At 67.6% G+C, this 11,539-nt stretch carries 13 protein-coding genes; 4 read left to right on the top strand and 9 right to left on the bottom strand.

Translation table 11 applies throughout. The annotated features are described in order from the left end of the window. Positions 1-10: 10 nt before the first annotated feature. Together ON22_RS14560 and ON22_RS14555 are read right to left on the bottom strand one after the other, a co-directional pair. Entirely contained in the window at positions 11-292 is a 282-nt protein-coding gene (locus ON22_RS14560) for a hypothetical protein (RefSeq protein WP_156052195.1), read from the bottom strand. Between the two features lie 218 nt (positions 293-510). Then, positions 511-1,170 (bottom strand): cyclodeaminase/cyclohydrolase family protein, encoded by a 660-nt coding sequence (locus tag ON22_RS14555; protein ID WP_051157638.1) that lies wholly within the window; start codon positions 1,168-1,170, stop codon positions 511-513. A gap of 129 nt (positions 1,171-1,299) precedes the next feature. On the opposite strand from ON22_RS14555, the gene ON22_RS14550 reads away from it, so the two are divergent. Continuing rightward, entirely contained in the window at positions 1,300-2,340 is a 1,041-nt protein-coding gene (locus ON22_RS14550; protein WP_033241690.1) for an LLM class F420-dependent oxidoreductase, read from the top strand. 695 nt (positions 2,341-3,035) lie between these two features. Here ON22_RS14550 and ON22_RS14545 read toward each other — a convergent pair. The 7 genes from ON22_RS14545 to mftR form a co-directional block, all read right to left on the bottom strand. Continuing rightward, on the bottom strand, positions 3,036-3,416 hold the full coding sequence (locus tag ON22_RS14545; protein WP_373280861.1) for an STAS domain-containing protein: 381 nt from the start codon (positions 3,414-3,416) through the stop codon (positions 3,036-3,038). A gap of 4 nt (positions 3,417-3,420) precedes the next feature. Beyond that, entirely contained in the window at positions 3,421-5,760 is a 2,340-nt protein-coding gene (locus tag ON22_RS14540; protein ID WP_051157621.1) for a SpoIIE family protein phosphatase, read from the bottom strand. Between the two features lie 16 nt (positions 5,761-5,776). After that, on the bottom strand, positions 5,777-6,424 hold the full coding sequence (locus ON22_RS14535) for a SpoIIE family protein phosphatase (protein WP_033241692.1): 648 nt from the start codon (positions 6,422-6,424) through the stop codon (positions 5,777-5,779). Then, positions 6,417-6,830, bottom strand: a complete 414-nt coding sequence (locus tag ON22_RS14530) for an anti-sigma regulatory factor (RefSeq protein WP_033241693.1) — start codon at positions 6,828-6,830, stop codon at positions 6,417-6,419. Before ON22_RS14530 ends, ON22_RS14535 begins: the two co-directional genes overlap by 8 nt. Further along, positions 6,820-7,212 (bottom strand): STAS domain-containing protein, encoded by a 393-nt coding sequence (locus ON22_RS14525; RefSeq protein WP_033241694.1) that lies wholly within the window; start codon positions 7,210-7,212, stop codon positions 6,820-6,822. The genes ON22_RS14530 and ON22_RS14525 overlap by 11 nt, the downstream gene beginning before the upstream one ends. A gap of 10 nt (positions 7,213-7,222) precedes the next feature. Next, positions 7,223-8,125, bottom strand: coding sequence for an STAS domain-containing protein (locus ON22_RS14520; protein ID WP_033241695.1), 903 nt, complete (start codon positions 8,123-8,125; stop codon positions 7,223-7,225). A 116-nt stretch (positions 8,126-8,241) separates the two neighbouring features. Next, a complete protein-coding gene (gene mftR, locus ON22_RS14515) occupies positions 8,242-8,859 on the bottom strand; it encodes a mycofactocin system transcriptional regulator MftR (RefSeq protein WP_051157620.1) in 618 nt (205 codons plus the stop codon). A 98-nt stretch (positions 8,860-8,957) separates the two neighbouring features. Here mftR and mftE point away from each other — a divergent pair, with 98 nt between their 5' ends. From mftE to ON22_RS14500, 3 genes are read left to right on the top strand one after another with little or no spacing between them, the layout of a single operon-like run. Beyond that, complete coding sequence (gene mftE, locus ON22_RS14510; protein WP_033241696.1) at positions 8,958-9,659, top strand: mycofactocin biosynthesis peptidyl-dipeptidase MftE; 702 nt, start codon at positions 8,958-8,960, stop codon at positions 9,657-9,659. Beyond that, entirely contained in the window at positions 9,656-10,873 is a 1,218-nt protein-coding gene (gene mftD, locus ON22_RS14505; protein WP_033242340.1) for a pre-mycofactocin synthase MftD, read from the top strand. Before mftE ends, mftD begins: the two co-directional genes overlap by 4 nt. A gap of 36 nt (positions 10,874-10,909) precedes the next feature. Next, positions 10,910-11,443, top strand: a complete 534-nt coding sequence (locus ON22_RS14500; RefSeq protein ID WP_231507937.1) for an NUDIX domain-containing protein — start codon at positions 10,910-10,912, stop codon at positions 11,441-11,443. Positions 11,444-11,539 lie beyond the last annotated feature (96 nt).

The raw sequence follows: 11,539 nt of genomic DNA, 5'->3' as shown, positions 1-11,539 counted from the left end.
CGCGGGAATATCAATCGCCGTAACGGGCCGAACGGCCGGGCGAAATACCGAAAGCAGGCCGGTCCGGTGGTGCGGCGATGGCCAGGGTGAGGCCTGCGCGTCTACGGACCAGACATTCGGGAGAACAGAGTCTGTGGATATCGTGGGCGCGCCGGGCCTGGCCCGGTGTCAAAGTGCCCGGATCTGCCGAGCAGTCGGCGATATTGGATACGACTCCGTGTTCGGTGATGACATCGATTCCCGGCTCAGAGACTTCCGCCGCTTCCGGCGTCGATGTGTACCCGATCCTCACCGTTACCTCCTGCACTCGTCGAGCTGGAGCAAACAGTTCCCGGCCACCGGAACTCCGCCGGCCGGTCTAGCCGATGGTGCCTGGGTCGAGCGGTGGAGCACTGTGAATATCTCCGAACGCCGCCCATTCTACCCGTGCCGTCTTCTTACTGATATCCCGAATAATCCCAGTTCGGCATATACCTGGTTAATTCGCGCGTGCAGATATGTGCACGCGTTTCAGGTACGGACCGCATGGAGCACTTCCTGGTGTAGCGAATCCGCGCGTGCGGTGATTTCCGAAATCCGGCCGAGGACCTCGGTGAATGCCGCGGCGCGCGCATCCGGAAGTGACCCCAGATTGATCTCGATATTCAGTTGTGAGGTCACCGCGGCGGCCCGTGCGGCTGCGCCGGCAGCGCCGATATCGGTGACTACATTCGTGTTTCCGATCGGCAGCAATTCGGCTGCGAGGGCCAGCACGCCGTCGGCCGCGTCGACCACGGCCGCCGGAACCCGGGCGGCCTCGAGCAGTGCTGCCTCGATTGCGGCGCCCCGCTCGGCCTTCTCGCTCTCGGATTCCTTGGGCAGCTTGTAGGCCGCTCCTACCGCGGTGAAGGCAGCGGCGTCGGCGTCGGCGAGGGCGAGCGCGCGCTCACGCGCCGCGTCGGCCGCCTCGATGATCCGGTCGACGACCGGTCGGTGCTCGGCGTCCTTGGCCCGGGTGGTGTACCGCGCGACCATGGCGACCAGTGCCGCCCCCTGGGCCGCATGCAGTGCGGCGACCGCGCCGCCGCCCGGTGCGGGCACCTTCGCCGCGAGTTCGCCCAGGTAGTCGCCGATCGGCGACCCGCCGAAACCGGCTTCGGTGGGTTGGGGCGATTGGGTGGGCTGCGACACGATCAGGCCTTTCTCGACACGGTAGCTCGAAGTTAGCTGCACTGCGCACGGGGTTACTGCCCTCAACCTACCGCGTCTCCCGGCGTGGCCGGTGCCGGGCCACCCCGTAGCCGGGTTTATGTTGAGGGCATGCGGATCGGATTGAGCATCAATTATTCGGGCGGTTTCACGGAAGCCGCGGCTGAAGTGGCCGATTTGGAACGGGCCGGCCTGGATATCGTGTTCGTCCCCGAGGCGTACTCGTTCGACGCGGTGAGCGCCCTGGGCTACCTGGCGGCCAAAACCTCCCGGCTGCAACTGGCCTCGGGAATCATGCAGCTCTACACCCGCACACCCACGCTGACCGCGATGACCGCGGCCGGGCTCGATTTCGTCTCCGACGGTCGTTTCGTGCTCGGCCTGGGCGCTTCCGGACCGCAGGTCATCGAGGGCTTCCACGGCGTTCCCTACGATGCGCCGATCGGGCGTACCCGCGAGCTCATCGAGATCTGCCGCAAGGTGTGGCGCCGGGAACGGCTCACCTACCAGGGCAAGTACTATCAGATCCCGCTTCCCGAAGGTGCCGGTACCGGGCTCGGCAAGCCGTTGAAGCTGATCAATCACCCTGTCCGCGAACGTATCCCGGTGCTACTGGCCGCACTCGGCCCGAAGAACGTCGCCCTGGCCGCGGAAGTCGCCGAAGGCTGGCAGCCGATTTTCTTCTTGCCCGAACGCGCCGACGCCGTCTTCGGTGACGCCCTGCGTGCGGGCGCACAGAAGCGTGCCCCCGAACTCGGCCCGCTCGACGTCTACGCCGGGCCGGCGCTGGCAATCGGTGAGAACGTCGAGCCGCTCCTGGACTTCGTCAAACCCATGCTCGCGCTCTACATCGGCGGTATGGGCGCCAAGGGCAAGAACTTCTACCACACCCTCGCCACCAAGTACGGCTACGGCGCCGAGGCCGACCGCATCCAGGAGCTGTACCTCGCGGGGAAGAAGGACGAGGCGACCCAGGTCGTCCCCGACCAGCTGGTCCGGGATGTCTCGCTCATCGGCCCGGCGGGATACGTCAAGGAACGGATCGCCGCCTTCGCCGAAGCCGGCGTCACCGTCCTCAATGTCGCGCCACTGGCGGCCACCCCGGCCGAACGGGTCGCGCTGATCGAACAACTCCGCACCCTCTGCGACTGACCTGAGCCCCAGCCGGGTGCGCGAGGCAAGCGACGGCCTCCCGTGCCCGGCTGGAATGCCCGGCCTCGAACTCCAGGAATCCTGCCGTATCGCCGGTTGACGCGACGATAAACCTCATCGGCCGCAGATCGGCATCATGGTCGGGGTCCATTCGACCTCGCCGGGCCGATCCAAGGCACCATGGCCGACTGGGGCCGCAGATGTGAACTGAGCCGGTACCGCGGTCCCGGAATGGGCGGTCAACGGCAGACCGACGAGCCCATGAGTTCCGCCGTATCGCCGACTTCGGCCGCCGGGAGAGTCCCCGGGGCCGCCGCCCGCTCGATTCGGGGTTGGGCGGACTCCGCCTCTGCGAACGACCGGCCGACCCGGTCGGATTGCCGGCGAGCAGGGCGGTCCGGCGTGCCGGGCGTGGCCGCGAAGCCGTGGGCAGAAAAGGGCAAGTTCGGAGGGACTGTTCGCGGGCAGGGCCTCCGTAGCCGTGGCTGTGCAGGTTTCGCCCGAATGCCGTCCAGGTTTTCGCCCGAATTCGGAATGCTGTGGCCCGCGTATCCCGGGATGCGCGGGCCCTGTCCTCTCGTGGGCAGTGTGCGAAGCCCGACGAGATTCGAATCGCCGGTTACGGGAATCGTGCGGTGCCGCAGTCCCCGGCGACCGCCGGTCGAGCCGGGCGGATCGCCGGGGCAGCGGTGAGGTCAGGCGCCCCGGGCGCTCGCCAGTGCACCGTCGAGAGTGGAATGCAGGTCGAAGACCTGGTCCAGTGCCGTCATCTTCAACTGACGGCTGGTGGCCGGCCCCTCGGCGACCAGGGCGATGGTGGTTTTGTCCCCGGCGCGCTGATGTGCGGCGACCAATGCAGCCATCCCGGCCGAGGCCAGGAAGCTCACGGCCGCGAGGTCGATGACCAAATGGCCAGTGCCGGCGTCGAGCGCCGTGTCGATCGCGGTCTCCAGGGCGGGTGCCGTGGCGAGATCGACCTCGCCGGTCACCGTGAGCACGGTGACGCCGTCGTGGTCGGCGACCGAAGTCGTCATCGTATCCGTCAGTGGGTTCGCGTCCGGGGAAGAGTTCGTCACATCATCACAATCTGCCATGGGCCTCTCGATCTCGCTGCATCGTACCCCCGCGGGAGCGGTTGTTCGTTCCGCGCAGGGCGCTGGCCACCGGGAACGTGATCGCCGGCAGAGTCACCGACATCCGCACGCGGGTGCCGGCGCCCGGATGGTCGATCGCGAGTTCCTCGGTGAGTGCCCGCATCATATCGATTCCCCGGCCCCGCGGACCGGGATCCGCCGGGCGGGGCCGCCATGTCCCGGTATCGGTGGTTTCGATGACCACCCGGTCGCCATCGCATTCGGCCGTGATCACCACCCGTTCGGTATCCGCGGCGCCGTCTTGGTAGGCGTGTTCGATGCTGTTGCTGCACGCCTCGTTGGTCGCGGCGACCAGATCGGCGGTCAGGTTGTGCGGAACCCCCGCCGCGGACAGCCAGGCCGTAAGGGTGCGGCGCAGCATGGTCAGCCGGTCGGGCCGGGCGGGTAGGTCCAGTTTCAGCGGTTCCGGGGGCTGGCGGTAGACCACCATGGCGATATCGTCGTCGTATCCGCCGTCCGGCCGCAGCGCCGAAAGTACCGAATCGGCCACCTCGCGCGGCAGTTTCTCGGCGGTACCGGCCAGAGTTTCGGCGATCTTCGTGAAACCCTCGTCGATATCCTCGCCGCGGCGTTCCACCAGCCCGTCGGTGAACAACACCAGGGTCGATCCCGGTGGCAGGGGAGTGGTGGCCTCGGGGCGGCGCAGCGTTTCGAAGGTCGCCAGCGGAACGGATCGGCCGCCTTCGAGCAGCCGGCCGGTTTTGTCCACATCGGCCAGGATGGGCGGCATATGCCCGGCATTGCTGTAGCGGACCAGCCCGCGCACCGGGTCGAGGACCGCCGCGCAGACGGTAGTGCACAGGGCGCCGGGGATACGCGCGGCCACCGGATCCAGTTCGGTGAGCAGCTGCGCCGGTCCGGCGCCGCGTAGGAGCAGCGCGCGGGCGGCGGTGCGTAGCTGCCCCATCACCACGGCCGCGGACAATCCACGACCCACACAGTCACCGACCACGACCCCGATGGTCCCGTCCGGTAGCGGCACCACGTCGTACCAGTCGCCGCCGATCTCGAGCGGCGGCAGCGCGGGCTCGTAATGCACCGAGAAGCGGGGTGGGAGTTCGATCGGGCCGAGCATGGCCCGCTGCAGGGTCAGCGAGGTCGAGCGGGCCTGGTCGAAGTTGCGTGCCCGCTGCACGGCGAGACTGAGGTGCCCGATGAGCAGCGAGAACAGTGTCCAATCGGCGGCGTCGACCACCCGCGGTACGGCGAACCGCAGCCAGAGGGCGGCATCCCCTGTTTCGCCGAGCGGTGCCACGATCCCCTCCGCGCTGCCCGCGCCCTCGGGGACGGCGATGAGGGTGCGGCCCGGGCGCAGTCGCGCGCGTTTGAGAATGGCCTCGGTGGCGGGTTCGAGGCCGGTGGCGCTCGTCTCCGTGGACCCGGTGGGCGGTGTCCCGGAGACGTACACCTCCGGCGCCTGATGTGCGGCCCAGACTGCCACCACCGCGGTTTCCGCGCCGACCGTACGCCGCAGTTCGTCGAGCCCCACCTCGAGCACCTCGGCCACCGTGGTCGCCGCGGCGAGAGCGGTGGCGAGGCGGTTGGCGGCCTGATCGCGGGCCTGGGCGTCGTGCTCGGCGGTGACATCGCGGACGGTGCCGACGAAAATGTGTTCCTCGCCGTCCGGTTTCACCAGTGCGCTGGTACTCACTCCGATCCAACGGCGCCGGCCGTCCCGATGCTGGATCGGCACCACGAACCGGGATGCCTCGGTTCCCAGGTCGGGGTAGCGCGGTCCCTCCGGTATCGACCACGGATGCGGTATCGGATAGGGGACGCCCCACGCGCCGTATCCGGTGAGCTCACCGAACGCCTTGTTGACCTCGATGATCGTGCCGCGGGCGTCGGCGACGAAGAAACCGTCCTGCAGCGATTCCACCAGGGCCGTACGGAATTCGTCACGTCCGGCGAGATCGTCGGCGCGGGAACGCTGCTGTTCGTAGCGGCGGGTGCCGTCGAGGTAGCCGCGGGTGGCCACATCGAGGGTGATCAAGGTCTGCAACAGGAATTCGAGGGCGTTCTCGGCGAGCGGGCTGTCGGCGCGGGCGGCCCCGGTGGCAGCGGTTTCCTGCGCGTCCGCTTCGAGCTGCACCTGTTTCGCCACCCGGAAGTGGTGCTCGGTGAGGTCGAGCAGGCTGATCCCCTCCACGAGCGCGCGCCGGCCGAGTTCGTGGGCCTCGGCCAGCCCGTCGCGTTCGGGCGCGGCGAGATGACGCCGCAGGGCGTCGGCATAGGTGTCGAGGAACGCCGTCAGGATCTCGCTCATATCCTGCCCCGGCGGGTCATGACGCTTCGTGTCCGGGCGCGGGGTCGTGGGCGACACCGCGGGCCCGGGCGGCGAGCACCAGGGCGTCGTCGGTGTCCTTGGCATGCCGGTCCACGAGCTCGCGGGCGATATCCGCCGTCGATGCAGCCAGGTCGATACCCGCGGCCGGTTCGACCACCACCCCATCGGTGGACATGAGCAGGAGATCGCCCGGGCGTACCGGAACCGTATGCGGCTGCAGGTTCGACGGCAGCCGGTAGCCCACGATCCCGCCGCTCTGCAAAACGGTGGCGCTGACCTGCGGCCCGGTGGGTCCGACGGTCACCACCTGGGAATCCACATTTCCGACACCGAGCCACTGCGCTTCCTGCGCGCTGAACAACGCCAGCGTCACTGCCGCGCCGCGGGTATCCGACATCGCCCGATGGCACAGCGCCATCAGGACATCCAAGGGTTCGGCACGGTGCTCGCCGAGGACCCGGGCGGCGCGGTCGACCGCGGCCGCCGCCGCGCTGCCGTGGCCGAGGCCGTCGAGTACCGCGAAAAGTACGGAGCCGGTACCGGTGTCCAGGACCACGCAGCGGTCCCCGGAAACATCCTGTCCGGGGAGAGCGCGGCCGGCCACGGCCCATTCGATCCGGCCGATGAAACCGTCCTCATGCACCCTGGGGTACCCACTTCCACATCTCCACCAACGTGCCCTGATTGGGTGCGGATTCGATGGACATCCCGTCCATCAGTCGTTTGGCGCCCGGCAGGCCCAAACCGAGGCCCCGGCCCGTGGAGTACCCGTCTTCCATGGCGCGCGGGATATCGATGATGCCCGGCCCCTGGTCCTTGGCCTGAACCACAAGAGCGCGACGTCCGTCGCGCTCGGCCACCTGCAGCCGGATCTCACCGCTGCCGGCGTAACTGGTGATATTCCGGGCGACCTCGGAGATCGCCGTGGAGATCATGGTCCGGTCGGTGAGCGTGAAGCCGAGTTCCTCGGCCAGCTCACGCCCGGCCTGACGTGCGGTCACGATGTCGTTCGACATCTTCACCGCGATTACCACCCGATCAGCGGCCACTGTCACGACCATCTCGATGCTGGTGCCGGGCCGAGGATTTCCGGTTCAGCCAAGCCAAGCCCTCCTCGAGGTCCAGCGCAGTGTGCATATCCTCGAAGGTGAGGCCGAGTTGCACCATGGCGAAGGCGACCTCGGGCTGGAGACCGACGATCACGGTCTCGGCGCCGCGTAACTGCGTCATATGCGCGATGGTGCGCAGTGATCGGGCGGCGAAGGAATCCATCACGTCGATCGCGGTGACGTCGACGATGATGCCCTGCGCGCGGTACTTGCTGACCTGCTTCATCAGGTCGTCCTGTAGTCGCTCGGTATCGGCATCGGTCAGCGCGGACTGGACGGATGCGATCAGATATGTGCCCTGTTTGAGGATAGGTACCGGCATATCGATTCCGTCAGCGCGAATCGCGTTCGCTGCGTTCGGTCACTCTCGACACTTCGTAGCCCAGTAACCGTTCCGCTTCTTCGATACCGCCCTGCAGATCGCCGACCGCGTTCATCTTCGACAGATCCAATCCGATGGTCACCAGGGTCAGCGCGATCTCCGACGACAGGCCGGTCATGATGACGCTGGCGCCCATGAGCCCGGAGGCGTCCACGGTCTGCACCAGGTGGTTGGCCACCGTGGAGTCGATATCGGGCACACCGGTGATATCGATGACGACCACCTTGGCTCGGTTGTCCCGGATCGCCCGCAGCAGCTGTTCGGTGAGCTGGCGGGCGCGCTGACTGTCGAGCACGCCGATTATCGGCAGGATCAGCAGCTGTTCGCGAACCTGCAACACCGGGGTGGACAGCTCGCGGATGGCCTCCTGCTGCTGCCGGATAACACGCTCGCGTTCCTGGACGAACGAGATGGCCACGGTGTTCGCGATGCGATTCGCGGCCGGTTCGTAGGCGTCGAGGACGGCGTTGAGCAGGTCGAAGTTCGATTGGTACTTTTCGAACAGGGAGCGCGCGAGGACATCGCGCAGCAGCAGCACCATACCGAGGACTTCGTCGGTTTCGACTCCTCTGGGGATGATGCGTTCGGACAGATCACGCGCGTAGGCCTGCAACGCTTCGACACTGCCGGTTTCCAGCACCTCGACATAGTTGTCGTACACCGACGTCGCCTCGGAGAAAACCTCGTCGGGCGTCATGGCGGTGAGCAACCGTGCCTCGGTGATACGCCGCGCCCATTCCTCGCGTAGTGCGGTGCGGTTCTGGCGCAGATGTTCGACCAACTGCGGCAGCAGTTTGTCGACGGAAACCTCGGCCAATGAGTCCGCCGAAAGGCCCATGGACACCTCGGACATGTAACTTGTGCCCCTTTCGACGGCGGTCCGGTACATCGTAATGACTTCGGCGGTCTTGCCGATACCGAGCCTAGTCATACCCGTGCTCCTATGCCGGTGAAACCTGCCGGTCCGGTTTACTCGCCGGTTGTGACCGGGAACGCGTCCGCTACGGCGAAACCTTTCTCCAAGGCCACCAGTGCGCGATCGAGATAAACGGTCAGGTCGGCATCGGCGCCGGCGACCCACGCGTCGAAGGCAGCGCGGGCCGCGGCGAGGGTGGTGCGGCCGACCGCCATGGGAATCAGGGAATCCGCCGGTTCGCCCAGCCGGGACGCCGCGAACTCGCCCACCGCGCGTTCCCATGCGTCGTAGTGAGCGCCGGCCGTGGCGGCCAGGGCGGGGACCTCGGCCACCAGTTTCATCCGGGTCCGCAGTTCCGCGACATCCTCGGCGCGGTAGCGGTTGGCGTTCACCACCACCCGCCGGACCGCCGCCATCATCGGCTCGTCCGGTGTGACGGTGGCGAAGGCGGCGCGTAACCCGGCGACCTCGTCGTCGAACGAGTACCACAGCACTTCGGCCTTGCCCGGGAAGTAGCGGAAGAAGGTGCGCCCACTGATTCCTGCGGCCGCCGCGATCTGCTCGACCGTCGTCTCGTCGAATCCCTGTTCGCTGAACAGTCGCATGGCGATCAGTTCGAGTTCGCGTTTGGTGGTACCCCGGGGGCGCCCCCGCGGATGCTGTGCCGTCACAGGAAGATTCTGAACGATGGACCGCGGTCGCCGGGGCACCATGCACCCGAAATGCGGCCCTATTGATTTTGTCAGTGGCTGACGTTAATGTCGGCGGCATGTTGGTGGCGGACCTCACATGGCCGGAGGCGGGTGACCTCGGCAACAGCCGGGCGCTGCTGGTGGTGCCCGTGGGATCCACCGAGCAGCACGGCCCGCACCTGCCCCTGTCCACCGATACCGACCTGGCCGGCGCGCTGTGCACGGGACTGGCCGGCCGCCGCCGTGATGTGGTGATCGCCCCGGCCGTCGCGTACGGCGCCAGCGGCGAGCACAGCGGTTTTCCGGGCACGCTCTCCATCGGGCAGGCCGCGCTGGAACTGCTGATCGTCGAACTGTGCCGGTCGGCCACCGATACCTTCGAGCGGATCGTGCTGGTCAACGGGCACGGCGGAAATGTGGAACCGCTGCGCCGGGCGGTAACGCTGTTGCGCAGCGAATCCCGCGATATCCGGCTGTTCCTGCCCCGCTACTCCGGTGACGCCCACGCCGGCCGCACCGAGACCTCACTGCAGCTCGCTCTTTCACCGGACCGTGTCCGCGCCGATCGCGCCCGGCCCGGTGACACCCGCCCCCTGTCGGAGGTGCTGCCACAGTTGCGCGCCGGTGGGGTGCGTGCCGTCAGCGCCAACGGGGTCCTCGGTGATCCCGCCGGCGCCGGCGCCGCCGAGGGCGAGCGGTTGCTCACCCAGCTCGTCAACCAGTTGTTCGATCAGGTCCGGCAATGGTGGCCGGAACCAGTGGAAAGGATCCGACCATGAACCCGTGGTTCGAAACCGTCGCCGAGGCCCATCGCCGGGCCAAGAAACGGCTGCCGAAATCCGTGTACGGCGCCCTTGTTGCCGGTTCGGAGCGCGGCCAGACCATCGACGACAACCAGGCCGCATTCACCGAGCTCGGTTTCGCCCCGCATGTCGCCGGCCCGATCGGCGAACGCGACCAGTCCACGACCGTGATGGGCCAGCAGGTCTCGATGCCGGTCATGATCTCGCCGACCGGCGTGCAGGCCGTCCACCCCGACGGTGAGGTCGCTGTGGCGCGGGCCGCGGCCGCCCGGGGTACCGCCATGGGGCTGTCGTCCTTCGCCAGCAAACCCGTGGAGGAGGTCGTCGCCGCGAACCCGATGACCTTTTTCCAGCTCTACTGGTGCGGTAGCAAGGACGATATCGCCGCGCGGATGGCGCGGGCCAAGGCCGCAGGCGCGGTCGGACTGATCCTCACTCTCGACTGGTCGTTCTCGATGGGCCGCGACTGGGGCTCGCCGGTCATCCCGGAGAAACTGGACTTGCGCACCATGGCGAGTTTCGCGCCGCAGGTGATCGTCAAACCACGCTGGCTGACCACCTACCTGCGTTCAGGCGCCCTGCCCGACCTCACCGCCCCCAATATGGCGCTCGGCGATGCCCCCGCCCCCGGTTTCTTCGGTGCCTACGGCGAATGGATGGGCACCACCGCCCCGGACTGGTCCGATGTGGCCTGGGTCTGCGAACAGTGGGACGGGCCGGTGATGCTCAAGGGCGTGATGCGGGTGGACGACGCCCGGCGCGCCGTCGATGCCGGTGTCGCGGCCATCTCGGTGTCCAATCACGGCGGTAACAACCTGGACGGCACCCCGGCGTCCATTCGTGCGCTGCCGGTGGTGGCCGATGCAGTGGGCCATGAGATCGAGGTCCTGCTCGACGGCGGTATCCGGCGCGGTAGCGATGTCGTCAAGGCCGTTGCGCTCGGTGCCCGGGCGGTCATGATCGGCCGCGCCTACCTGTGGGGCCTGGCGGCCAACGGGCAGGCCGGCGTCGAGAACGTACTGGACCTGCTGCGCGGCGGTATCGATTCCGCGCTGCTGGGGCTGCGCAAGACCAACGTCACCGAGCTGGACCGGTCGGACATCGTGATCCCGGAGGGGTTCGAACGCCGGCTGGGCGTCGATACGCCGGCGCAGTTGCGGGTTCCGGACTCGGCTGCAGAAGCCGTATAACCGGCAGCCGGGAGGTCGTGGCACGACACTGGACGCGTGAGCATCAGAACCGTGACGTCCAGGGTCGTGTACGAGAATCCGTGGTTGACGCTGCGCGAGGACCGGATCGAGCGCGGGGACGGGTCACCCGGCCTGTACTCGGTCATCGAGAAACCGGACTTCGCGCTCGTCATCCCCATGGACGACGAAGGCTTCCATCTCGTGGAGCAATATCGGTACCCGGTACGCGCCCGGACCTGGGAGTTCCCGTCGGGCGCGTTTCCGGCCGGGGTTACGGGGACTCCGGAGGAACTGGCCGCGGCCGAACTCGCCGAGGAAACCGGTTTCACTGCAGGCAGGTTGGAGTGGCTCGGCCGGGTTCAGGTCGCGAATGCCATGACCGCCGAGGGCTGCCATGTCTTCCTTGCCACCGAGTTGTCGCCTGGTGAGCCGAATCGGGAACACACCGAGCAGGACATGCGGCAGAAATGGTTTTCGAGGTCCGATGTGGAGGGCATGCTGCGCGACGGGGTGATCGCCGACGGTCCGTCGCTGGCCGCTTACCTGTTGCTGAAACTTCATCGGCAGTAGCGGCCGCGGACTCGCTCCCGAGGTTACAATTTAGGATTGCCTTACTTCGGGCTGGGTGGGGGTCGGTCGCTAAGCTCGCTGTGCTCGACCCCCGGT

Source organism: Nocardia carnea NBRC 14403, assembly GCF_000308515.1.
Taxonomy (GTDB): Bacteria; Actinomycetota; Actinomycetes; order Mycobacteriales; family Mycobacteriaceae; genus Nocardia; species Nocardia carnea.
This window is presented reverse-complemented; position numbering and strand designations above follow the sequence as displayed.

Coding starts and splice junctions, on each gene's coding strand:
- ON22_RS14550 (WP_033241690.1), top strand. CDS start 1,300: ATGCGGATCGGATTGAGCATCAATTATTCGGGCGGTTTCACGGAAGCC.
- ON22_RS14540 (WP_051157621.1), bottom strand. CDS start 5,760: ATGAGCGAGATCCTGACGGCGTTCCTCGACACCTATGCCGACGCCCTG.
- ON22_RS14525 (WP_033241694.1), bottom strand. CDS start 7,212: ATGCCGGTACCTATCCTCAAACAGGGCACATATCTGATCGCATCCGTC.
- ON22_RS14520 (WP_033241695.1), bottom strand. CDS start 8,125: ATGTCCGAGGTGTCCATGGGCCTTTCGGCGGACTCATTGGCCGAGGTT.
- mftE (WP_033241696.1), top strand. CDS start 8,958: ATGTTGGTGGCGGACCTCACATGGCCGGAGGCGGGTGACCTCGGCAAC.
- mftD (WP_033242340.1), top strand. CDS start 9,656: ATGAACCCGTGGTTCGAAACCGTCGCCGAGGCCCATCGCCGGGCCAAG.